The 23431-nt window shown below is 71.9% G+C and carries 18 protein-coding genes; 11 read left to right on the top strand and 7 right to left on the bottom strand.

What is annotated here, in order from left to right:
- Nucleotides 1-98: 98 nt before the first annotated feature.
- Nucleotides 99-2192 (top strand): NHL repeat-containing protein, encoded by a 2094-nt coding sequence (locus OCJ37_RS18220; RefSeq protein ID WP_263111104.1) that lies wholly within the window; start codon nucleotides 99-101, stop codon nucleotides 2190-2192.
- A 286-nt stretch (nucleotides 2193-2478) separates the two neighbouring features.
- On the opposite strand, the gene OCJ37_RS18215 is transcribed toward OCJ37_RS18220, so the two are convergent.
- Entirely contained in the window at nucleotides 2479-3267 is a 789-nt protein-coding gene (locus tag OCJ37_RS18215) for a transporter substrate-binding domain-containing protein (protein WP_263111103.1), read from the bottom strand.
- Between the two features lie 280 nt (nucleotides 3268-3547).
- Between OCJ37_RS18215 and OCJ37_RS18210 the strand changes: the two genes are divergently transcribed.
- Nucleotides 3548-4540 carry a hypothetical protein gene (locus tag OCJ37_RS18210; RefSeq protein WP_263111102.1) on the top strand — a complete coding sequence of 331 codons (993 nt, stop codon included), beginning with the start codon at nucleotides 3548-3550 and terminating at the stop codon, nucleotides 4538-4540.
- 813 nt (nucleotides 4541-5353) lie between these two features.
- Entirely contained in the window at nucleotides 5354-6127 is a 774-nt protein-coding gene (locus OCJ37_RS18205) for a lytic transglycosylase domain-containing protein (protein ID WP_263111101.1), read from the top strand.
- A gap of 392 nt (nucleotides 6128-6519) precedes the next feature.
- Here OCJ37_RS18205 and OCJ37_RS18200 read toward each other — a convergent pair whose 3' ends face one another.
- The 4 genes from OCJ37_RS18200 to OCJ37_RS18185 form a co-directional block, all read right to left on the bottom strand.
- Entirely contained in the window at nucleotides 6520-7215 is a 696-nt protein-coding gene (locus OCJ37_RS18200) for an AIM24 family protein (protein WP_263111100.1), read from the bottom strand.
- 51 nt (nucleotides 7216-7266) lie between these two features.
- A complete protein-coding gene (gene treA / locus OCJ37_RS18195) occupies nucleotides 7267-8958 on the bottom strand; it encodes an alpha,alpha-trehalase TreA (RefSeq protein ID WP_263111099.1) in 1692 nt (563 codons plus the stop codon).
- Between the two features lie 561 nt (nucleotides 8959-9519).
- On the bottom strand, nucleotides 9520-10308 hold the full coding sequence (locus tag OCJ37_RS18190; RefSeq protein WP_263111098.1) for a DUF72 domain-containing protein: 789 nt from the start codon (nucleotides 10306-10308) through the stop codon (nucleotides 9520-9522).
- A 451-nt stretch (nucleotides 10309-10759) separates the two neighbouring features.
- Nucleotides 10760-13654, bottom strand: a complete 2895-nt coding sequence (locus tag OCJ37_RS18185; RefSeq protein WP_263111097.1) for a M16 family metallopeptidase — start codon at nucleotides 13652-13654, stop codon at nucleotides 10760-10762.
- 148 nt (nucleotides 13655-13802) lie between these two features.
- On the opposite strand from OCJ37_RS18185, the gene OCJ37_RS18180 reads away from it, so the two are divergent.
- Together OCJ37_RS18180 and OCJ37_RS18175 are read left to right on the top strand one after the other, a co-directional pair.
- Nucleotides 13803-15461 carry a M28 family metallopeptidase gene (locus OCJ37_RS18180; RefSeq protein WP_263111096.1) on the top strand — a complete coding sequence of 553 codons (1659 nt, stop codon included), beginning with the start codon at nucleotides 13803-13805 and terminating at the stop codon, nucleotides 15459-15461.
- Between the two features lie 13 nt (nucleotides 15462-15474).
- Nucleotides 15475-16008 carry a hypothetical protein gene (locus OCJ37_RS18175; RefSeq protein WP_263111095.1) on the top strand — a complete coding sequence of 178 codons (534 nt, stop codon included), beginning with the start codon at nucleotides 15475-15477 and terminating at the stop codon, nucleotides 16006-16008.
- Between the two features lie 13 nt (nucleotides 16009-16021).
- Here the strand turns inward: OCJ37_RS18175 and OCJ37_RS18170 are convergent, their stop codons facing one another.
- Nucleotides 16022-17614: an APC family permease gene (locus OCJ37_RS18170; RefSeq protein ID WP_263111094.1), complete on the bottom strand. Its 1593-nt coding sequence runs from the start codon at nucleotides 17612-17614 to the stop codon at nucleotides 16022-16024.
- A 278-nt stretch (nucleotides 17615-17892) separates the two neighbouring features.
- Here OCJ37_RS18170 and OCJ37_RS18165 point away from each other — a divergent pair, with 278 nt between their 5' ends.
- From OCJ37_RS18165 to OCJ37_RS18155, 3 genes are read left to right on the top strand one after another with little or no spacing between them, the layout of a single operon-like run.
- Nucleotides 17893-18315 (top strand): hypothetical protein, encoded by a 423-nt coding sequence (locus tag OCJ37_RS18165; protein ID WP_263111093.1) that lies wholly within the window; start codon nucleotides 17893-17895, stop codon nucleotides 18313-18315.
- A 10-nt stretch (nucleotides 18316-18325) separates the two neighbouring features.
- Complete coding sequence (locus OCJ37_RS18160; RefSeq protein ID WP_263111092.1) at nucleotides 18326-18775, top strand: type II 3-dehydroquinate dehydratase; 450 nt, start codon at nucleotides 18326-18328, stop codon at nucleotides 18773-18775.
- A complete protein-coding gene (locus tag OCJ37_RS18155) occupies nucleotides 18756-18974 on the top strand; it encodes a hypothetical protein (RefSeq protein WP_263111091.1) in 219 nt (72 codons plus the stop codon). The genes OCJ37_RS18160 and OCJ37_RS18155 overlap by 20 nt, the downstream gene beginning before the upstream one ends.
- 249 nt (nucleotides 18975-19223) lie before the next feature.
- Here the strand turns inward: OCJ37_RS18155 and OCJ37_RS18150 are convergent, their stop codons facing one another.
- Entirely contained in the window at nucleotides 19224-20438 is a 1215-nt protein-coding gene (locus tag OCJ37_RS18150; protein WP_263111090.1) for an FAD-dependent oxidoreductase, read from the bottom strand.
- A gap of 320 nt (nucleotides 20439-20758) precedes the next feature.
- On the opposite strand from OCJ37_RS18150, the gene OCJ37_RS18145 reads away from it, so the two are divergent.
- From OCJ37_RS18145 to OCJ37_RS18135, 3 genes are read left to right on the top strand one after another with little or no spacing between them, the layout of a single operon-like run.
- The gene (locus OCJ37_RS18145) at nucleotides 20759-22057 is read left to right on the top strand and encodes a sensor histidine kinase (protein WP_263111089.1); all 1299 of its coding nucleotides are present in this window, start codon (nucleotides 20759-20761) and stop codon (nucleotides 22055-22057) included.
- Nucleotides 22050-22817 (top strand): LytR/AlgR family response regulator transcription factor, encoded by a 768-nt coding sequence (locus OCJ37_RS18140; RefSeq protein WP_263111088.1) that lies wholly within the window; start codon nucleotides 22050-22052, stop codon nucleotides 22815-22817. Before OCJ37_RS18145 ends, OCJ37_RS18140 begins: the two co-directional genes overlap by 8 nt.
- A gap of 40 nt (nucleotides 22818-22857) precedes the next feature.
- A complete protein-coding gene (locus OCJ37_RS18135; RefSeq protein WP_263111087.1) occupies nucleotides 22858-23259 on the top strand; it encodes a hypothetical protein in 402 nt (133 codons plus the stop codon).
- Nucleotides 23260-23431: the final 172 nt, after the last annotated feature.

Genomic DNA, 23431 nt, shown 5'->3' with positions numbered 1-23431 from the left:
GCATGGGCTGAAGTCGCTGCGATGCGGCGCGGCGCGAGCGCTTCCCTGCGCCGCGCGCTTTGTCTAAGGTGCCTGACCATTCGTCGCGCGGGCAGGGCATGAGAAAGACCGGGGTGTGGCTGCTGGCGCTGGCGCTCGTATCGCTCGCGTTGTTCGCATGGTGGCCGAGCCTGCGCCCCCACACCGCGGCGCGCGGCTCCAGCGCACCGGCGCCGACCCCGCTGGGCTGGCTGGCGCAGTTGCAGTGGGTGGCCGGCGACGGCGTGCGCGGCCTGGCCGATGGCGCCGCGGCGCGCGCACGCTTCGCCGATCCCTACGGCCTCGCGGTCGATGCGCACGGCGTGCTGTACGTCGCCGATGCCGGCGACAACAACCGCATTCGCCGCATCGGCCGCGACGGCAGCGTGTCCACCCTGGCCGGCGGCGCCGAAGGCTTCGCCGACGGCGCCGCCGGCGCGGCGCGGTTCGCGACGCCGTCGGGCATCGCCGTGGACGCGGCGGGCACGCTGTACATCGCCGACACCGGCAACCATGCGATCCGCACGCTCAGCGCGCAGGGCGTGGTGAGCACGCTGGCCGGCGACGGCACCGCCGGTTTCCGCGACGGCCCGGCCGCGCAGGCGCGCTTCAACGGCCCGATGGGCGTGGCGGTGGATGCGCAGGGGCGGGTCTACGTCGCCGACACCTACAACGACCGCATCCGCGTGATCGAGCGCGACGGCCAGGTGCGCACGCTCGCCGGCGGCGAGCGCCCCGGCTACGCGGACGGCACCGGCGCCGCCGCGCGCTTCGATACGCCGACCGACCTGAAGCTCGATCGCGCCGGCGTGCTGTGGATCGCGGACCTGCGCAACGACGCGATCCGTCAGCTGTGGCCGGACGGGCGGGTGCTCACCCTGGCCGGCGCCAGCGATGCGTCGCCGCTGTCGCGGCCGCTGAGCCTGGCGCTCACCTTCGATGGCCACTGCTACGTCGGCAGCGACGATGGCCGCGTGCTGCAGGTCACCTCGACCGGGCACGTGCTGGTGCTGTCCGGCGACCGCAGCCAGGCCCGCCTGGCGCGTCCGGCCGGCGTCGCCGTCGCCGCCGATGGCGCGGTCTACGTCACCGATGCCGGCAGCGCGCGCGTGCACCGGCTGGTACCGACCACGCCGCAGGCGGCCGCCGTGGCGCCGCCGCCGGTGACCGGGCCGGCCGCCGCGCAGCCGCTGCCGGTCACCCAGGGCCGCTGGCCGCTGCGCCCGCAGGACGGCTGGCACGAAGTGGTCGGTACGCTTGGCGAAGTGCGCGGCAACTACCAGGGCGAGAGCCGCGACCACCTGCATGCGGGCCTGGACATCCGCGGCGACGTCGGGCAGACGGTCTACGCCATCGCCGACGCCAAGATCGCCAGCGCCAATGCGACCTGGGCGCTGGGCAAGCTCGGCGAAGGCATGGCGCTGGACCAGCTCGGCTACATCCACATGCGCGTGGGCCGCACCGCGCAGGGCGCGGTGCTGGATCCGCAGCGTTTCCACCTGCTCGCCGACGACAGCGGTGTGCCCGAGCGGGTGCGGGTGCTGCGCGGCACCCGCTTCGCCGCCGGCGACGCGCTGGGCACGATCAATGCGATGGCGCACGTGCACCTGAGCGTGGGCGCCAACGGCTTCGAGCGCAACGCGGTGCTGCTGGGCTTCCGCGACTACGCCGACCACTATCCGCCGCAGATCCAGCGCATCGAGCTGCGCGATGCGGGCGGCCAGGCGCTGCCGGCCACGCAGGGGCGCGTGCGGGTGCCGCGCGGCACCGGCGGCGTGCAGATCGTGGTGGAGGCCTGGGACCAGGTGGACCGCAACCTGCCGCGGCGGCGCCTGGGACTGTACGCGCTCGGCTACGACGTGCTCGACGCGCGCGGCCAGCCGCTGCCGGGCGCGGCAGCGCCGCGGCCGACCATCGAGTTCGAGCGCATGCCCGCCGATCCGGACGCGGTCAAGGTGGCCTACGCCGCCGACAGCGGCATCACCGTGCACGGCAGCGCGCGCACCCGTTTCCGCTACGTGGTGACCAACACGGTGCGCGACGGCCGCATCGCCGAAGGCCTGTGGCAACCGGACGCGCTGCCCGCCGGCGATTACCTGATCCGCATCACCGCGCGCGACTACAGCGGCAACCAGGCCACGGCCAATCGCGATCTGCCGGTGACGCTGGAATAGGCGGGCCGCGGCGCGGCGAGGTGCTCAGGCGAGTGACGCTGAGCCGGCTGGAGAAGCGATTCCGGAGCTTGCAGATATGCATCGTGTAGCAGCGACTTCAGTCGCGACAGGCTTTACCGGTGACGCCCGTCGCGACTGAAGTCGCTCCCACAATGCTGTGTTGCTCCATCCACTGATCGGGAAGTGTTCTGACACAGCCAGCGCATGCGAAGGACGCTGATGGTGTCCTCCACGCGCCGCACGGATGAACGCTGCCGTGCAATGCAGATCGCGGCAACGGACCGTTTTACCGATGCTGGTCCGCAGCCTCCCCCAGCCACGGCGCCTGTGCCTTGCGGTATTCGCCGCTGGCCTTGCTCAGGTGCAGCCACTGGTCCACGTAGGCCTTCCACGCCATGTCGTCGCGCGGCAGCAGGAACGCTTTCTCGCTGTATTGCAGCGGCTGTTGAGGGTTCACCGCGCACAGGCCGGGATTGCGGCGCTGCTGGAAACGCGCTTCGGAGGCGTCGGTGATCATCACGTCGGCGCGGCCTTCGGCCAGTTCGCGGAAGATCGCGGTGTTGTCGTCGGACAGGGTCAGCTGCGCCCGCGGCAGTTCGCGGCGGGCGAAGGCTTCGTTGGTGCCGCCGCGCGGTTCGATCACGCGGACCTCGGCGCGGTTGATCCGGGCGACGTCGCGATAGCGCTCCTGGTCGGCGCAGCGCACCAGCGGGATCTTGCCGTCCACGTCGAGCACGGCGCTGAACCAGGCGTGGCGTTGCCGCGGCAGCGACACCGAGATGCCGCCGACGGCGATGTCGCAGCGATCGGCGAGCAGGTCCGGCAGCAGCGTCGCCCAGCGCGTGGGCACCCACTGCACCGGCACCTCCAGGCTGGCCGCGAGCGATTGCGCCAGGGCGATGTCGATGCCTTCGTAGCGGCCGTCCGCGCGCAGCAGGCTGTACGGCAGATAGTCGCCGGTGGTGCACACGCGCAACGCGCCGCGCTGCGCGATGGCGTCCAGGTGCGAACTCGCGGCGGTCGCCGGCAGCGCCGCGGCGGCGCTCAGCAGGCAGGCGCCCAGCCATCGGATCATTGCGTTCTCCATTGCAGGGGTGTCATCGGGTGGCGCCGGCGCGCGCAGCTGTACGCCGGCTGTCGCGGGATCGGCGCGGGCCACCTTAGCGGTTTCCGCGCCGCGTGGCGCAGCGCCAAGCGCAGCAGGGGTTTGCACCTGCCGTCCGGCGGCGCGTGCCATGGCGTGCCCGCATCGGACGCCGGCTGACACGTGCCGGCACAGGAACTCACGGCACCATAGCGGGGTCCGGAGACAATCCTCCGGTGGACGCATGCCTCGCTATGGAATCCCGATCGTCGTGACGTCTGCGCCAGTGGAAGACCGGCTGCTGCGCCTGGGCGCGGCCGCCATCACCTTGCTGATCCTGCTGCTGCTGGGCCGGTTGCTGCTGATCGCGCCGTCGCCGTCGCCGGCGCCTGCCCGTGACGCGCTGCGGCTGGTGTTCGTGCCGCGCCCGGCGGCACCTGCTGCGCCGTTGCCGCGGCATGCGCCCGCGGCCCAGTCGGCGCCGCAGGCGTCCTCGTCGCGCGTGCCGGCTGCCGCGCGTTCGGCGCAAGCGCCGCCCGCTCTGCCGCCGCCAACCCGGGCCAGCGCGGCCGCTCCGGCACCTGCGGCGCTGACCGCCACGCTGTACGCGCGCGACGGCAGCGCGCGGCTGCCGGACGGGGTGGCGGTGGATCCGTTCGCCGAGCCGCAAGGCACGCCGCCGGGCACCACCAACCCGCGCGACCTGGCCAAGGCCAAGCGCCTGTTCGAGCGCCCCAATCCGATCGACTACCAGCGCACCCGCTTCGACAAGGACTGGGCCAGCGACGGCACCCTGGGCGACGTGGCGATGCAGGGCATGGGCAATGCGATGAAGAAGTTGCTGCCCAAGAGCACCCACCAGCCGGCGGTGGCGCGGCCGCCGCCGGATGTGCGCTTCAATCCCGGGCTGCACGAGCGCCCGGGCGATCTGGGCAGCGAGGCCACCGGCGACGCCTACAAGGCCGCGCCGATCGCGTTCGAGAAGGCGCCCGGGCTGGATGGCGAGGCCAGCCGCCGCCTGCGCAAGGCGATCGGCGAACTGGAGCAGCGTCGCGCGGCCTGTCCGGCGGCGCAGCGCAGCCGCCTGCTGCAACCCGCGCTGTTCCACCTGGACGCCCTGCAGCGCGTGGAAAAGGCCATGGCCAAGGGCGCCGATCCGGTCCTGGCGCAGCAACTGCTGCCGCGCGAGGCCGACAGCGCCTACGACCTGGCGCGCCGCGCACTGTGGTACGCGGACCAGAAGCTGGCGGCCTGCGCGCCATAGCGGCTCGGCCGCTCGCCTTTTGCAGGAGCGGCTTCAGCCGCGACGAGCGGCGTGGTGCGAGCGCAGGCTTCGATGCAGTCGGGACTGAAGTCCCTCCCACAGTGCACCCAGCCGGCGCTCCGCAAGTCCCTGCAGGAGCGACTTCAGCCGCGACGAGCGGAGTTGGGATCCGCGGCGGTTCAGGCTCCCTGGCGCGGCTGAAGCCGCTCCTACAGTGCACTTGACCGGCTCGCCGCAAGTCCCTGTGGGAGCGACTTCAGTCGCGACGAGCGGAGTTGGGATCCGCGGCGGTTCAGGCTCCCTGTCGCGGCTGAAGCCGCTCCTACAGTGCACCTGACCGGCTCGCCGCGAGTCCCTGTGGGAGCGACTTCAGTCGCGACGAGCGGAGCCCAGGAGCCTCGGCGGCGTCGGTGGCCCGTCGGGGCAGAAGTCCCACCCAGGAAGGCGGCCGCGGCTCGTGCCGGAGCGCTTCCAACCACCACGAACGAAGCCATCGATGCGCGGCGAGCGCGGACCAGAAGTTGGCGGCCTGCGCGCCGTATCGGCTCGGCCGCTCGCCTTTGTAGGAGCGGCTTCAGCCGCGACAGGCACCCCATGGCTTCTGTCGCGGCTGAAGCCGCTCCTGCAGTGCACCTGACCGGCTTGCCGCAAGTCCCTGTGGGAGCGACTTCAGTCGCGACGAACGGAGCCAGCAACCTCCGCAGCGTCGGTGACCCTTCGGAGCAGAAGGGCCCCCCGGCCGGTCCTCACCCGCGCCGACGCCCGGTGCGCGATGATGCGCGCCCTGCCTTCGTCCGCCCCGTCTCCCGTCCCATGGCCTGTGTCCGAACGCTGCTGAGCCTGCTGCTGTGCTGCTGCGCCATCGCCGATGCGCAGGCGCGCACGGTGTACCGCTGCGTGCGCGACGGCACGGTCAGCCTGGCCACCGCGCCGGAGCCGGGCTCCAAGTGCACGCCGAAGGAACTCGACGATGCCGCGATCGCCACGCCCAACCTGTGGGGCAGCATGGGCGTGTTCAGCGGCACCCTGTACGAGCGCGAGCAGGACGGGCGGCTGGTGTATTCCACGCGCAACCTGCCCGGCTCGCGCCCGTACCTGCGCTTCACCGCGGTGACCCCGCCGGGCGAGGCTGCGCATCCGGGCCTGGGCAAGGTCGGCGCGCCACAGTTGAACATGCACGCCAAGCACTTCCGTGCCGCGGCGCGCGCCACCGGCGTGGACGATCCGTGGCTGCGCGCGATCGCGCATGCCGAAAGCGGCTTCGACGCGGCCGCGGTCTCGCCGAAGGGCGCGCAGGGGGTGATGCAGCTGATGCCGGACGTGGCGAAGGAATACGGCGTGGCCGATCCGTTCGCCGCCGACCAGTCGATCGCCGGCGGCGCGCGCTACATGAAGGCGCTGCTGCGCCGCTACGACGGCGACCGCACGCTGGCCGCCGCCGCCTACAACGCCGGCATCGGCACGGTGGCGCGCTACCGCGGCGTGCCGCCCTATGCGGAAACGCGCGAGTACATCGACAAGGTGATGGCGCTGTACCAGCGCTATCGCGAGGCGATGGGGATCAAGGCGGAGACGCCGGCGCAGTAGCGCGCGGCCCGATCTCCTGCGGCAGGTCGGAAGCTGCGCATCCACCGCCCGCGTACGGGGCCGCGGCACAGCCAGGCGCGCCGAGGCGGTGTCGGTCAGGCTCGTGCTCGGCCTCGGGCGTTGCGCGGCCTGGCGCGGTGCCAAGCCTGGCGTCCAGGGCCACACCGAGCCGCCTTCTCCACGCACAGCGCATTTCGCAGCACCGTGAGGGGGGGCAATCCATGCGACTCGTGCGCAACCGCTCGAGCCCGGTCGCCTCTTCCACGTCCGCAACCCGTCGTCACCGCAGCGCAGCGCGCACCATTGCAGCGCGCGCCGCGCCGTCTCGACGGCGATGCGCGGAGGTCGAGCGCTTCCACGCGCAGCCAAGGCCGGCTGCACGCGTCCACGCCTCAGCTCTTGGCCTGCAGCGCCACTTCCTCGTACGGCTGCACCACCACCCAGCCGTCGCCGGCGAAGCGCAGCTGGATGCTTTCGCCCGAGCCGCGCCCGAGCAGCGTGCCCAGGCTGACGTCGGCGACGATCTCCGGGGTTAGCCCGCCGGACCAGGCCACGGTGGCGTTGGGGTCGGTGAACACCGGGCCGGTCTGCGCGTTGACCGGCAGGGTCAGCGGTTCGTAGTGCGAGGTGATGGCGACGATGCCGTGGCCGCTCAGGCGCACGTTGAACAGGCCGCCGGAGAGCATGCCGGCGACCTTGCGCATCATGGTGATCTGGCTGTCGATGCCGGACTCGATGGCCAGCACGTCGTTGCCGTTGACGAAGATCGCCTCGCCGGCCAGGCGCAGCAGGGTGATCTTCTTGCCGGCGTCGGCCAGGTACACGCGGCCCTGGCCCTCGATCTTCATCAGCTGCATGCCTTCGCCGCTGACCGCCTTCTTCAGCAGGTTGCCCAGGCCCTGTTCCATCAGCCCCTGGCGGGTGAACTTGACCGCGCCCTTGCGCGCGACCATCGCCCCGGCCTTGGCCCAGACCAGGCCGTCCAGGCGCACTTCCAGCAGGTGCGGGTTCTCCAGTTCGAACGCGTCGGCGGACGCGTCCTTCTCGCGCGAGGCGGACAGGAATTCGGCCAGGGTACGTACGCTCATCTTCGGTCCTTGGTGTGGGCAAGGACCGCAGCATACCCGCCGGCCGCCGCCTCAGGGCGTGGCCGGCTCCGGCTCGGGCTGGCGCTGCGCCGCCGGCGCGGCCGTGGCCGGCGCCGCGGGCGTGGCGTACAGGTCCAGCAGCAGCAGGGTCACGCCGTTGGTCCAGCCGAAGCCGTCCTGCAGGGCGTATTCGCCGCCGCCGCCGCCGCTGGCCTGCGCGTCCACGCCGTACTTCTCCACCAGCTTGTGCTGCTGCGCGAACAGCGCCTGCACGCGGGCCAGGAAGCGGCTGCCGATGCGCTGCGCCAGCGCGTCCTGGCCGTAGCGGCGCAGGCCGTTCACCGCGATCCACTGCAGCGGCGCCCAGCCGTTGGGCTCGTCCCACTGCTGGCCGGTGTGCAGGCGGGTGCTGGCCAGGCCGCCGGGACGCAGCAGCTGCGCCTGCACGGTGGCGGCGCTGCGCTTGGCGCGCGCCGGCGAGGCGACGCCGACGAACAGCGGATACAGCGCCGCCGCGGTGACCTGGTCGCGCAGGCGGCGCTGCTGCCAGTCGTAGTCGGCGTAGTAGCCGGCATCGCTCCACAGGTGCTTGTCCATCGCGGTCTTGCGCGCGCTGGCCAGGGCCGCGTAGTCGGTGTCGCAGCCGGCTGCGCCGGGGTTCTTGGCGCAGGCCAGGGCCAGGGTCGATTCGAGGTGGTAGAGCAGGCTGTTGAGGTCGACCGGGACGATGGCGGTGGTGCGGATCGTGGCCAGGGTCTTGCGGTCGCCGAGCCAGCGGCTGGAATAGTCCCAGCCGCTCTCGGCGCCAGCGCGCAGGTCGCGGTAGACCTCCGCGGCCGGGCGGTCCTTGGCCTGCGCGGCGGTGCGCACGTCGTGCAGCCAGGCTTCCGGGCGCGGGGTGTCGCGCGCGTCCCAGTAGCGGTTGAGCAGGCTGCCGTCGGCCAGCCGCACCACGTGCGCGTGCGCGTTGCCCGGCGCCAGCGCCTGCGCGCCTTCCATCCAGTACGCGTATTCCTTCTGCAGCTGCGGCAGGTAGCGCGCATAGGCGGCGTCGCCTTCCACCTTGGCCTGCAGCTGCACCATGTGCGAGAAGAACGGCGGCTGCGAGCGGCTCAGGTAGTAGGTGCGGTTGCCGTTGGGGATGTGCCCGTAGGTGTCGATCAGGTAGGCGAAGTTGTCCAGCATCTGCCGGCTGCGCTCGGTCTCGCCGCTCTCGACCAGGCCGAGCATGGTGAAGTACGAGTCCCAGTAGTAGACCTCGCGGAAGCGCCCGCCCGGCACCACGTACGGCTGCGGCAGGGACAGCAGGCTGCTGTGCGCCGGCACGTCCACCTGGCGCCGCACCAGCAGCGGCCACAGCGCGTCGATGTGCTCGCGCAGGCCGGTGTCCTGGCGGATCGCCTCGGTCTGCACCGGGCCGGATTCCTCGAAGTTGGCGGCGACGAAGCGGCGCAGGTCGAAGCCCGGCTGCTGGCGCTGGGCCAGGTAGTCGGCGTTGATCAGCGCCGGGTCGCGCAGCGGCAGCGCATCGACGAAATGCTTCTGGTCGTCGAACAGTTCCTGCTGCTGCACGGCCTGGAACAGTTCGGGGTAGGCCAGGTCCGGGGTCAGCGGCGCGGGCGCGGGCGCGGTCTGCACCGCGGCCGGCGCGGCCTGCGCCGCGGCGGTGTCGCAGCCGCCCAGCAGCAGGCCCAGCGACAGGCTCAGCAGCGGGGTGCAGCAGGGAGGAGCGGCATGGCTCATCTCGGGTCCAGAGCAGGATGCGTGCGGCATGGTAAACGACCGAAGCGGGAGGCGGGAAACCGGTGGCGGTGGCGGCCGCATGCCGGCGAACGGGGAAAGCGCGGAGCGGTCTCGGTCCAGGCACGACGCAGGTGGCCGATCTGGCGATATCGGCCCGGGGCCGGCCGGCTTGAATCGGAGGGTGGACGGCGGGGACATGCCCGGAGCGATGCAAGAGCGGGGCCAATCGCGCTGCGGTACGGATTCCACGGTGTGTCGGAGGCGGCCGCCATCAGTTCGATTGCCATGGGCCATAGCCTGGGGCCGCCGGGGTGGGCAGGCGCCCGAAGCCCAGCGCCTGGAGCATGCGACCCAGGTGTCCACGGCAAGCGCGGGCTTTTGTGGGAGCGACTTCGGCCGCGACGCACTATCGGTAAGGCCCGTCGCGACCGAAGTCGCTCCCACAGGTTCGCCGCTCGCTTGGCATGATTGCCGGTGCGCGCGTGTTCGTGAATGGCGGCGTCACCGGTCCGCGCTTCGCGGCTGACGTGGCCGTTGGCGGCGTCCGTGTGACGCGCTGCGTCAGGTGCCTGGGCCGACGCCACTGCCTCCCACGCGCAACTGCCCCTGCAGCGTGGCGGCGTTGTCCAGGGCGTGGCCCAGCGCGGTGTTGTCGAAAATCACCCACGCCTCGCCCGCCGCCGGCGTGGCGGCGACGACGCGTGCGGCCAACTGCTGCAGGACGGCGTCGGGGTAGTCGCTGTAATAAATGCGTGGCGCGCCGTGCCAGCGCCAGTAGGCCGGCGCCGCCGTGCCCGCCGGCTGCGCGGCGGCGGCGTTCAGGGCCGGATCGGCGGCCACGCGCGCGATGCCGTGGCGCTGCCACAGCGCCTCGGCGCGGGCGCAGAACCAACTGGCGTGGCGCGGTTCGCAGGCGATGCCGCCGTGCCAGCGGCGCCGCAGCATCGCGAAGAAGGTGGCGGCGGTGCGCGCGTCGAAGGCCAGGCTCGGCGGCAACTGCACCAGCAGGCAGCCGAGCTTGTCGCCGAGGTGGCCGACCTCGCCGAGGAAGGTCTGCAGCAGCGGCGCGACGCGGTACAGGCGCGCGTCGTGGGTGATCGTGCGCGGCAGCTTGGCCGAGAAGCGGAAATCCGCCGGCACGCTCTCGGCCCAGCGCTGGTAGGTGGCGGGGCGGTGCGGGCGATAGAACGAGGAATTGATCTCGACCGCGTCGAAGCGAGTGGCATAGCGCGCCAGCTGGCTGGCGCCGTCGCCGACCAGCGCGCGCTGGGTGCTGGCGATCGACCAGCCGGCGCAGCCGACGCGGATGCGCGGTGCGGCGTCGGTGCGGCGGGGCGAGGCGGTCGGCATCGGGCAATGGCGGGCGGGACGGGTACCCGGGATAGCAAGCGCCGCGGCCAAGGGCCGTGAAGGGCGATGCCGGCGGTGCGCGTCTTGCCGGTTCGGCTACCCGCTGCCTGCCTGTTCCCTGCGGTCAGCCTGTGCAGGAAACCGAGGACACCGAAGGGGCCGGTGGCGAAATGGCGGACGTTTCCAACCCCGGACGCAGGCACGGGAAGGTGCCGCCACAGTCGTTGGCGAACGCTTAGAGGTGGACAGGGCAGTACAGCATCGAACGGCGCACCGAACAGTGGCGTGTCGCCGCTCCACGCGATCGGTCGGACAGCGGCGGCGCTGCCGGCGCGCAACCATGTCGCCTGGCCGATGGGCCATCGACGCAGCATCGCGGCACCGCGGGCGATCCGCGCGCGCCTGCGTGCCTGACGCATGGCCGGGACCGCCCGGCCATGCGCGTGCGGCCTTACTGCTTGGCGGCGGCCTTGGCCTTCGCCTTGACCGGCTGGCCGTCGCTGTCCAGCACCTGCACCTCGCCCAGCTTCAGCGCGCGCACCGGCGCCTCGATCTGCTTGAGGTCGCCGACGATGACCCAGGTCATCGCCTGCGGCGCGACGATCTGCTTGATCGCCGCCTGCGCCGCGTTCTGGTCGATCGCTTCCAGGCGCGCCTTCAGGGTCTGCACGTAGTCGTCCGGACGGCCGTACTGGACGATGCTCTCGACCGCGCCCAGCACCGCGCCGGTGGTCTCGAAGCTGCCCGGCAGGGCGCGGATGCGCTGGTTCTTGATCTTGGCGATCTCATCGCTGGTCAGCGGCTTGTCGCCGACCACGGCCTTGGCTTCCTTCAGGATCTCGGCGGCCGACTCGGCGGTCTTGTCGGTCTGCACCGGGGCGAAGAACAGGAACGGGCGCTGGCCCTGCGCATCCAGCATGAAGCTGTTGGCGCCGTAGGCCCAGCGCTTGTCCTCGCGCAGGTTCATGTTCAACCGCGAGGTGAAGGTGCCGCCGAAGGCGCCGTTGGCCACGCCGATGGCCAGGTTGTCCGGCGCCTTGGTGGACGGCGCCAGCAGGCCGGCCAGGATCAGCGACTGCGGCGCGTCGGTGCGGTTGATCAGGAACACCCGCGGCTTGGGCTGCGCGGCGACCTGCGCCAGGGTCTTGCCCGGGCGCGCGGTGGCCGGCGGCTGCCAGTCGCCGAACGCGGCGTCGAGCTGCGGGATGATCTGTGCCAGGGTGGTGTCGCCGGCGACCAGGATGCGCAGGTTGTCCGGGCGCAGCCAGTTGGCCTGGAACGCGGTCAGGTCGCTGGCGCTCAGGCTCTTGATCGCCGCCTCGGTGCCGCTGCCGGTGAGCGGCACGCCGTAGGGATGCTGCGGACCGTACAGCAGCGGCGGCAGGGTGCGCAGCGCCAGGCCCTGCGGCTGGGTCTTCTCCTGCGCGATGGAGGCCAGCCACTGGCCGCGCACGCGCTCGATGTCCTCGGCCTTGAACGCCGGGTTGCGCACGATGTCGGCGAACAGCGCCAGCGACGGCGCCAGCTGGTCGTTGAGCGCATCGAGCGAGGCGGCGCAGCTGTCCAGTTCGCATGCCACGCTGGTGATCGCGCCCAGGCGCTGGCGGCGCTGCGCCACTTCCACCGAATCCAGGCTGCGGGTGCTCTCGTTCATCAGCGCCGCGGTGAAGTTGGCGGTGCCGAGCTTGCCGCCCTGGTCGACCGCATAGCCGGCGTCGAACAGCAGTTCGATCTGGGTCACCGGGATGGTGTGGCGCTCGGCCAGCACCACCTCGATGCCGTTCTTGAGCTTGCCGCGCTGCAGCTGCGGGAAGCTCAGGCTCGGGAACTGGTTGGTCTCCGGGATGCCGGCGGCGCGATCGACCTGGTTCTTGCCGGCGCTGTAGCTGGCCTTGGCCGGCAGCTTGGGCGCGGGCTTGCCGTCGGCCGCGGGCAGCGGCTTGAGCGCCTTGTCCTCGGCCACCGGGTCGAAGCCCTCGCCGGCCGGCAGCACCGTCAGCAGGTAGTCGCCCTTGCCGAACCAGGTGTCGGCGGCCTTGCGCACGCTGGCCGCGGTGGCGGCCTGGGCGCGTTGCAGGTCGTGCTTGTAGGCGCCCGGATCGTTGCGGTAGACCTGGCCCTCGGCCAGGATCGCGGCCTTGCCGGTGAAGCCGCCGACCTTCTCCAGGCCGCGCACGAAGCCGGCGCGGTAGTTGACCTGCGCGCGCTGCAGTTCGTCGGCGGTCGGGCCTTCGGCCAGGAACTTCTTCAGTTCGTCGGCGATGGCGGCCTCGACCTTGGCCGGGTCCACGCCGTCCTTCACGTCGGCGCTGATCTGCAGCTGGCTGGCCAGCGCGAACGGCTGGATGCTGGCCGAGACGTCGTCCACCAGGTTGTCGCGGTACACCAGGCGCTGGTACAGGCGGCTGGTCTTGCCGCCGCCGAGCACGGTGGTGGCCAGGTCCAGCTGCACCGCGTCGTCGGTGCCCAGCTGCGGCGCCACCCAGGTGCGGTAGATGCGCGGCTGCGCGACCTGGTCGTGCTGCACGCCGCGGGTCTGCTTGGCCAGCGGGGTGATCCACGGCTGCTGGCGCGGCACCGGCTTGCCGGCGGGGATGTCGCCGAAGTACTGCTCGGCCTTGGCCTTGGCCTGGGCCACGGTGATGTCGCCGGCCAGCACCAGGGTGGTGTTGGCGGCGCCGTAGTTGTCGTGGAACCACTGCTTGACGTCGTCCAGCGAGGCCGCGTCGAGGTCGGCCATCGAGCCGATGGTGTCGTGCTGGTAGGGATGGTTGGCCGGGAAGATGTTGGCCAGGATGTTCTCGTCCACGCGCCCGTAGGGGCGGTTCTCGCCCTGGCGCTTCTCGTTCTGCACCACGCCGCGCTGGGTGTCCAGTTCCTTCTGCCCGATCGCGCCGAGCAGGTGGCCCATGCGGTCCGATTCCATCCACAGCGCCATGTCCAGCGCGGTGGTCGGCACGGTCTCGAAGTAGTTGGTGCGGTCGAACCAGGTGGTGCCGTTCATGTCGGTGGCGCCGACCTTCTCGAACGGCTGGAAGTAGGTGCCCTTGTGGTTCTCCGAGCCGGAGAACATCAGGTGCTCGAACAGGTGCGCGAAGCCGGTCTTGCCGGCCGGCTCGTCGCCGGAGCCGATGTGGTACCAGATGCTCACCGCCACCACCGGCGCCTTGTGGTCCTCGTGCACCACCACGGTCAGCCCGTTGGGCAGGGTGAAGCGGGTGTAGGCGATCTCCGGCACGGTGGCCTTGGCCGCCAGCGCCGGCGGCGCGGCGCTGGCCGGGGCGATCGCGGCGCCGGCGCCGAGGGTGAGGATGCTGGAGATCAACAGCGACAAGGGTCGGAGCATGGGCCGGGCCTGGCAAAGAGAATGGTCCAGCATAGTGGGCGCGCGGCGGGGTCGGAACGTGACTGATGGCACAGCGCCGCCCGCTCGCGCGCCGGCCACGGCATCCGTCGCTACACTCGGACCTGCAAACCACAACCGAGGGGCAAGAGTGAAGCGACCGATCATGGGCATGCTGGCGCTGGCGGTGTCCGGCGCACTGATGGCGGCGCCGCCGTCCGCGCCGGGCTTCGATACGCAGCGCATTTCCGCCGACGTCAAGACGCTGGCGTCCGACGCCTACGAGGGCCGCGCGCCGGCCACGCCGGGCGAGGACAAGACCGTGGCCTACCTGAGCGCGCAGTTCCAGGCCGCCGGCCTGCAGCCGGGCGGCGATCTGCGCGACGGCAAGCGCCTGTGGACGCAGGCGGTGCCGCTGCGCCGCGCCGACATCGTCGGTACCCCGCAGCTGGCGATCGAGGCCGGCGGCCAGCGCCAGGCATTGACCCAGGGCCAGCAGATCGCCGTGCGCGCCGCGCTCGACGGCAGCAGCCAGGTCGCCATCGACGGCGCGCCGCTGGTGTTCGTCGGCTACGGGGTCAAGGCGCCGGAGCGCGGCTGGGACGATTTCAAGGGCGTGGACCTCAAGGGCAAGATCGCGGTGGTGCTGATCAACGACCCGGACTTCGAGACCGGCAAGGGCGCGTTCGACGGCAAGGGCATGACCTACTACGGCCGCTGGACCTACAAGTACGAAGAAGGCGCGCGGCAGGGCGCGGCCGGCGTGCTGATCGTGCACGAGACCGCACCGGCCTCCTACGGCTGGGCCACGGTGGCCAGCTCCAACACCAACAGCATGTTCGACGTGGTCCGCGACGATCCCAGGTCCGCGCATCCCGCGCTCGAGGGCTGGATCCAGCGCGACGTCGCGGCGGACCTGTTCAAGCGCGCCGGGCTGGATTTCGAGGCGTTGAAGAAGCAGGCGCAATCGCGCGAGTTCAAGCCGGTGGAACTGAAGGGCGAGCGGCTGCACGCCGACTACGCGGTGAAGTCGGAGGTGATCACCTCGCACAACGTGGTCGCGCGGCTGCCCGGCAGCACCCACCCGGACGACAGCGTGATCTACACCGCGCACTGGGACCACATCGGCGTGGGCGCTCCGGACGCCAACGGCGATCGCATCTTCAACGGCGCGCTGGACAACGCCAGCGGCACCGCCGCGCTGCTGGAACTGGGCCGGGTGTTCGCCAAGGGCCCGGCGCCGCAGCGCTCGGTGGTGTTCCTGGCGGTCACCGCCGAGGAGAAGGGCCTGCTCGGCTCGGAGTACTACGCCTCCAAGCCGCTGTATCCGCTGGCGCGCACGGTGGCGGTGATCAACATGGACGGCATGAGCCCGTTCGGCCCGTCGCGCGATTTCGGCATCTACGGCACCGCCAAGCTGGACCTGCTCGACGAGCTGAAGACGGTCGCCAAGCGCTGGGACCTGCGCTACACGCCGGACCCGAAGCCGGAAGCGGGCTACTTCTTCCGCTCCGACCACTTCTCCTTCGCCAAGCGCGGCGTGCCGGCGCTGTCGTTCGCGGCCGGGCAGGACTGGGTGGACGGCGGGATCAAGGCGGGCAAGGCCGCCGCCGACGACTACACCGCCAAGCGCTACCACCAGCCCGGCGACGAATGGCTGCCGAGCTGGACCTTCGCCGGCGCCGCGCGCGACCTGCAGGTGCTGTACACGCTGGGCGCCGAGCTGGCCAACTCGCCGCAATGGCCCAACTGGAGCAGCGACTCGGAGTTCCGCGCCACCCGCGACGCCAGCGCCGCGCAGCGGCGGTGAGCCGGGCTGCGGCATGACGAACGCGCCGCCGGACCCTGCATCGGCGGCGCCTGACGTATCCGGGCCGCCTGCGGTTGCGATCAAGGAAGACGCGCCCCGGCCCGCTGCGGCCGCGGCATCGCATCCCCGGTGGATGCGCGCCCGGGTGGTGCTGGCCTTCGTGATGGCGGGCCCGCCACTGGGGACGTTCCTGGTCGCGGCGCTCATGCTTCTGATTTGGTCCGAGGCCCTGTCGCCCGGCGATGCGCTGACCGTCGCACTGATGATGGCGCTGATGTCCTACATACCCGGTGCGCTACCGGCGCTGCTGACCGGCGCCCTCGTCGCGCGGCGCTGGTCGGATGCGCGTGGTTGGTACGCGCATGTACGGACCGGCTTGGCCGGATGGTTGCTGTCGCTGGCTTGCCTCGGCGCCGCGTTCGCGCTGCTGGGGCTGGATTTCGACTCCGTCGCCGAGACCGCCACATTGCTGTTGCTGTGCAGCCTGCCGGGATTGATCGGCGCCACGCTGGTCTCGCGCCTGCTGCAGGCGTTGCGCGGCGCCTGAGCCGACGCCGGCCTCAGCCGGCGCTGGCCTGCTGCAGCGACGGCGTGCGCCAGCCGGCGCGCACGCCCCAGAAATAGAAGCCCAGCGCGACCACCGCGACCACGGCCAGGTCCGGACCGTAGGACAGATAGCCATGGCCGCCGAAGGTGGTGCTGCCGGCCCACGACAGCAGCGCGATGGTCGGCAGGTAGGCGATCAGCCAGCTGGCGCCGCGCAGGTGCTTGCCGAAATCCTGCCAGCCCTGGCGGTGCTGGTAGTAGGCGTACACCGGCAGCGCCACCAGCATCAGCACGATGATCTCGCCGGTCAGCGGCCAGCGCGCCCAGTACAGCAGTTCGGTGGCCAGCACGAAGGCCGCCGCGGCCAGCACCGGCAGGCCGACGATGCGCAGCGGGCGGTGCATCTCCGGCGCGTGGCGGCGCAGCGCCATCGCGCTGATCGGGCCGGTCAGGTAGGAGATGATCGTGGCCACCGAGATCACCGCCGCCAGCGTGCCCCAGCCGCGGAAGAAGAACAGGAACAGGTAGGACACCGCCAGGTTGAAGAACATCGCCGGGCGCGGCACGCCCCAGTGCGGATGCAGCTTGCCCAGCACCGCCGGCAGCGTGCCGTTGCGCTCCATGCCGTAGATCATCCGCGCGGTGGTGGCGGTGTAGGTGATGCCGGTGCCGCTGGGGCTGACGAAGGCGTCCACGTACAGCAGCATCGCCAGCCAGTGCAGGTTGACGATGATCGCCAGCTGCGCGAACGGCGAGCGGAAATCGATGCCGTGCCAGCCGGCCTTGGCCAGCAGGTCCGGCGGCACCGCGCCGATGTAGGCCACCTGCAGGATCAGGTAGATCACCGTCGCCAGCGCGATCGAACCCAGCACCGCGAACGGGATGCTGCGCCCGGGATCGCGCGCCTCGCCGGCCAGGTTCACCGGGCTCTGGAAGCCGTTGAAGCTGAACACGATGCCGGCGGTGGCCACCGCGGTCAGCACCGCGGCGAAATCGATGGTGTGCGCGCCGCCATGCAGGCCGACGCTGAAGTTCTCGCCGTGGAAACCGCTGGCGATCAGCGCCACGCCGGTCAGCGCCGGCACCACCAGCTTGAACACGGTGATCAGGCTGTTGGAGCGCGCGAACAGCTTGACGCTCCAGAAGTTCAGCAGGAAATACACCAGCACCAGCGCCGCGGCGATGTACAGGCCCGGCACCGACAGCTCGCCGGCGCCGCCGGGCTGCTGCACGTACAGGTCCTGCGCCCATTGCCACGGCCACGATGCCATGTACTGCACCGAGGCCTCGGCCTCCACCGGGATCACCGACACGATCGCGATCCAGTTGGCCCAGCCGGCGATGAAGCCGACCAGCGAGCCGTGCGAATAGTGGCTGTAGCGGACCATGCCGCCGGACTCGGGGAACATCGCGCCCAGTTCGGCATAGGCCAGGGCGATGGTGGTGACGATCGCCGCGCCCAGCAGCCAGGCCCAGATCGCGCCGGGGCCGGCCAGCCCGGCCGCGCGCCAGGCGCCGAACAGCCAGCCGGAGCCGATGATCGAACCCAGGCCGGTCAGCATCAGGGCGAACGGGCCGACATCGCGGCGCAAGGCGGTTTGGGTCATGGCATCGTTCCAGGCGGCGACGGCAGCGGGAAACCGCGGATGATCGCAGAAGTGCAGCGGGGGCGCATTGCCGGGATTGGGGATTCGGGATTGGGGATTCGAAGAAAGGACATCGTAGAGCCGAGCTTCGCGGCCCGGCGCCTTTGCGAATCCCCAATCCCGAATCCCCAATCCCGGCACTTCTTACGCAAGCTTTACGCCCCAACGCCATGGCGAAATAGCGCGCTTACGCGGCACGCGCCTAGAGTCTGCAGCGTCCTTTCCGTTGGATGTGTTCCATGTCGATTCTGTTGATCCAGGGCCCGCACCGCGATGCGCCGGCCATTGCCGTGGCCCGGCGGCTGGCCGGCGCGTCCGGCGCCCGCGTGGTGCCGGTGGCCTGCGCCGATGCGGCGCAGATCGTGGCGCGGCTGCGGCAGGGCGCGCACGACGAGACCGAGCTGGTGCTGCTGGATTCCGGCGAGCTGCCGGCCGCGGAGCTGGCCGAACACGGCGCGCAGCTGCGCGAAGCGCTCGATGCGCTCGGCCATCCGTACATCGAGATGCACGACGCCAGCGCGCAGGCGCTGGAGCCGCTGCTGCATCCGCGCCACGCGCCGCTGCTGACGGTGATCGCCAACGGCGCGCTCGCCGACAGCTACGCCATCGCGCTGGGCGTGGCCGCGCGTCGGCTCGGCGCACGCGCCGCGCTGGCCAACTGAGGGCGCGGCCATGTCGATCCTGTTGTTGCGCGGCCCGGACTGCGTGGCCGGCCATCGCGGCCGCCCGGCGCGCATCGCGCCGCCGGTGCTGCGGCAATTGCTCGCGCATGCCGGCCGCGCCGGCAAGACCCTGGCGGTGCGCGGCTGCGCCAGCGAGGCCGAACTGCTGCAGGCGCTGGCCCAGGCCGATGCGGCGCAGGTGGAGATGCTGCTGCTGGATCCGGGCGCATGCTCGGACAGCGCCGCCACCGCCGCGGCGGTCGCGCGCCTCGGCCGGCCGTACGTGGAAGTGCACGACGACGCCTGCGACCGGCGCGAACCCTGCCTGTGCGTGGCCTCGCGGCAGCGCGTGGGCCAGGTCGGCGGCTACTGCGCGCAGAGCTACGCGCTGGCCTTGTCGATCGCGCTGGAACACCTGGGCTGCAACGGCTACGAAGGCGATGTGCACGTCGGTACCTGAGCGCGCGCGCCACTACCTGGCCGACTACGAGGCCTACAGCTACGGCCAGCGCGTGGCCTGGGGCACGCTGGCGCACAGCTGGGACAGCGGCGAGCCGCTGGACCCGCAGCGGCTGCTGCAGCAGCTGCGCGCGCAGGCGGCGCAGCGGCATGGCGTGGACAGCGGCGACATCCGCATCCGCGGCGTCAGCCGGCTGTAGCGCGTACACGCATGTCCCGCGCGCCGGTCGGTCGCGGAGGCGACGGCGAGGCGCAGCACGGCGTCCGCGCGCTGGCACGAGCGAAGCGCAGCCGCTCGCCTGCGAAGCGGCGCGCCGGGGCTTCGGCGACCGCTGCCTCGCCCGCCACGGCGTGGCGAGCGAAGCAGCGCGCAGGCGGCATGTCCATCGATCGCGCGACCGAAGTCGCCGCCGCCACGGCGAGGTTGGGGAACCAGCGCGCCGCGCGGCTTACGCGAACAGCGCAGCCAGCCGCGCCACCGCCGCTTCGGAGGCGGCGCGGTCGGGCGTGGCGTCGGGATTGCCGAAGTCGCCGTCGGCCTGCGCCTGCACCAGCAGGCCGTCGCGGCGCGGTACCACGTTGAGGTTGTGGCCGCGGTAAACCAGCCCGTAGGTGACTTCCGGCTGCGGCACCAGCCGCGCGGTCTGCCCGCGCACCGGCACCAGGCTGTCGTCGCCGAGCAGGGCGCGCGCGCCGTAGCCGGTGGCGTTGACCAGGGTCTTCTCGCGCAGTTCGGCGAACTGGCGCGGGCTTTCGAACTCTCGCGTCTGGATCTCGCCGCCGGCGGCGAGGAAGTCGTCCAGCAGCAGCCGCGCATAGGCGCTGATGTTGAACACCAACTGCGTGTAGCGGCGCACGTGCGCCACCGGGAACGGATGCTGCCCCGGTGCCAGCGCCTGCGAGTTCGGGCCCAGGTCGGCCAGATACTGCGCCTCCAGCGACGGGTAATCGGGCTCGCCGTTCCCGCCATGGCCGCTGGGCTGGTCGAACGGCACATCCGACAGCACATAGCCGTCGCGCCACTCGATCGGATCGCCGGGCAGGCCGAGCAGGTTCTGGTACATGCCGAACGAGGTGCGCGCCATCTGTTCCCAGCGCCGCCCGAACTCCGGCGTGGCGTAGGCGCTGCTGCACACGCGCGAATCCGGCGACCACACCCCGGTGGCGAAGGAGGAACGCACTTCCGGCGGCCGCTCCTTGGCGTAGATGCGCACGCGCAGCCCGGCGCGCTGCGCGACCAGCGCGGTGGTCAGGCCGATCGCGCCGCAGCCGATCACCGCCAGTTCCGACTGGCCGGTGGCGCGCGCCAGCTGCGTGGCGATCGCCGCCGATCCCCACGACAGCGACCAGCCGCTGCCGCCATGGCCGTAGTTGTGGATCACGGTCTTGCGGCCGATGCGCTCGGCCTCGATGCGCGGCCCCTGCGCGCGGAACGGCCGCGTGCAGGCGTGCAGCGCGACGATGCGGTCGGCACTGGCGCGGATCGGCGCCAGCGGCGCCGGCGTGGCGAAGGCGGCGGGGGCGGGCGGTGCAGGGAGGACCGGCAGGGCGGGCGACGCCGGCGGCGCCGCCGCGGCGCCGCGCCGCGCGTGGGCGAGCAACGGCCCGGCGCCGAGCGTGGCGGCGGCCAGCGCGCCGCTGCGCAGGAAATGTCGTCGGTGCATGCCGGGCTCCTCGATCGTGCGAGCGGAGTCTACGCGAGCGGCCGCGCTCGCGTCGCGTGGCCCGCCCGCGCCATGCGCGCCTGCAGGCGAACGGCCGGTGCGGCGCACGGGACGCACCACGCGCATCGCTGCCGAAGCCGGTGGCGGCGGCCGGGGCCCCGGGGGCCGCCGCGCGGCCGACGTCCGCACCGACGCCAGCGCCGCGGTTTCGCTCCGCCGATCCGGCGTCCCGTCCGCGCCGGCGCGGTTTCGTCGCCGGGGGACTGGCGGCCCGCGCCGCCGCGGCTATGCTCGCGGCCATGTCACCGATCCCCGCCGCCATGGTTTCCAGCCTGTCCCTGATCGTCCGCCTGCTCTGCGCCTGGGCGGCGGCGCTGATCGTCGCCGGCTTCGTCTGGAGCGGGCTGTTCTACGGCATGGAGGAACCGCCGGGCTGGTTCTTCGGCCTGCTGGCGATGCTGCTGATGCTGTCGGCGCTGGTCGCCGGCATCACCCATCTGCGCCGGGTCTGGCTGATCGCCGGGCAGTTGGACAGCGCCACCCTGTCCAGCCGCCAGCGGCGCCAGATCGAGATCCCGCTGGACACCCGCGAGGCGTTCGCGCTGGTCGATGCGGCGGTGCGTGAACTGCCGCGGGTGGAAGAGATCGAGAGCGCCGCCGACAGCCTGCAGGTGCGCGCGAAAGTGCGCCGCATCGATCCGTACAACGGCCGCAAGCCCTCGCGCTGGAACCTGGCCGCGCGCGTGGCGGTCAAGCGCAACCAGGTGCTGGCGACGGTGACGCCCGGCGCCGGCACCAGCAGCCTGACCCTGCTGCTGGAGCCGGACGCCAGCGCCTGGATCGACCTGTTCGCGGTCGACGAGGGCAGCAACTACGAGAACGCCGAGGCGCTGAGCCGCGCCGTGGCGCGCCGCGTCGCCGAGCAGCGCCGCGACGAGCAGGCCGCCGCTGCGCAGGCGGCCACCGAGCAGGAGCTGACCGTGGCGCGGCTGAACCTGCTGCACGCGCAGGTCGAACCGCACTTCCTGTACAACACGCTGGCCAGCGCGCAGGTGCTGGCGCGCACCGATCCGCCGCGCGCGGACCTGATGCTCGGCTACCTGATCCAGTACCTGCGCCGTTCGCTGCCCAGCGCCGAGGACGCGCTGAGTTCGCTCGGCGAGGAACTCGAACGCGCCCAGGCCTACCTGGAGATCCTCAAGATCCGGATGGGCGCGCGGCTGCAACTGGAAGTGCAGGTGCCCGAGACGATGAAGCACCTGGCGCTGCCGTCGATGATGCTGCAGACGCTGGTGGAGAACGCGATCAAGCACGGCCTGGAGCCCAAGCCCGGCGGCGGCACGATCTGGATCCTGGCGCGCGCCTTCGACGACCACGTCACCGTCACCGTCGCCGACGACGGCCTGGGCTTCAACAGCCAGTCCAGCGGCACCGGCATCGGCCTGAAGAACCTGCGCGAACGTCTGCGCCTGACCTATGCCGGCGCGGCCACGTTCGCGATCGTGTCCAACTTCCCCAGCGGCGTGGCCGCGACGATCACCCTGCCATGTCCGCCGCAATGGCAATCGCCGTCGCCGCCGGTGCCGCCGCCGCTGCCGGCAGGAGCGCGCCATGGTTGATGCGGTCATCGCCGAGGACGAGGAACTGCTGCGCACCGCGCTGGTCGCGCTGCTGGCCGAGGTCTGGCCGCAGCTGCGCATCGTCGCCGAATGCGAGGACGGCGCCAGCGCGCTGGAACGCCTGGCCGAGCACCAGCCGGACGTGGCCTTCCTGGACATCCGCATGCCCGGCCTGAGCGGCATCGAGGTGGCGCGCGCGCTGGGCGAGCTGAGCCCGCGCACCCAGGTGGTGTTCGTCACCGCCTACGACCAGTACGCGATCGACGCGTTCGAACAGGGCGCGGTGGACTACCTGCTCAAGCCGATCGCGCGCGAACGCCTGCTGGCGACCGTGCAGCGGCTGCAGGCGCGCGCCGCGCAGGGCCCGGACGTGGCGGTGCTCGATGCCCTGCTGCAGCGCCTGGGGCAGCGCCCGCCGTCGCCCACCGCGCCGCCGCCGCTGGCCTGGATCACCGCCAACAGCGGCCGCGAGACGCGGCTGATCCTGCTCGACGACGTGGTCTATTTCCAGGCCGACAACAAGTACACCACGGTGCTGACCCGCGACGGCGAAGCGCTGCTGCGCACGCCGCTGCGCGAACTGCTGGACGTGCTGGACCCGGCCGCGTTCCGGCAGATCCACCGCTCCACCATCGTCAACCTGAAGGCGGTGGCCTCGGTGGTCCGCGACGACACCGGCAAGGGCCGGATGAAGCTGCGCCACCGCGACGAAGTGCTGACCGTCAGCCAGCCGTACATGAGTCTGTTCCGCGGCATGTAGCGCCGCCTCCGCCATTTCGCACTGGAACAAGGAATTCGCCATGCGCCTGCTTTCCATGCTGTGGTCGTGCCTGCTCGGCATCGCCGGCTGCCAGGGACACGCCAACCTCGACCTGTCCACCAGCGCCAGCCGCGAATCGGTGGTGCATACCAGCGAGCGCGGGGTGGCGGTGATCTTCAGCCGCACCACCTACCGCGGCGGGCTGGCCACGTTCCGTTGCGTGGACAGCCGCAGCGGCCGCTGCCACTACCAGGTCTACGCGACCTGCACGGCGCCGGGCGCGCCCAACGGCAACGATCCGGCGGCGTGCGTGCCGCGCATGCTGCAGGAGTTCGACCTGCCGGTCGGCCAGCGCCGCGAGATCGGCGGCTTGTCGCCCGATTTCGACCAATGCGTCACGCCCGAGACCCCGTCCGCGACGCAGCGTTGCGCGCGGGGCTGAGTGCGGGGCTGAGCGCGGCAGGCTCCAGGCTTTTTGCTGCGGATGCTGTAACGGGCTTCTGCCCGACAGTCACGAAGCCGCCGAGTTTTTGCGGGCTTCGCTCGTCGCGACTGAAGTCGCTCCTACAGGGGCGTGTGGCAGACCAGTCGATTTGCCGCGGGTCGACTGGGTG

Origin of the sequence: Xanthomonas sp. AM6 (assembly GCF_025665335.1) — a bacterium.
GTDB lineage: Bacteria > Pseudomonadota > Gammaproteobacteria > Xanthomonadales > Xanthomonadaceae > Xanthomonas_A.
This window is presented reverse-complemented; position numbering and strand designations above follow the sequence as displayed.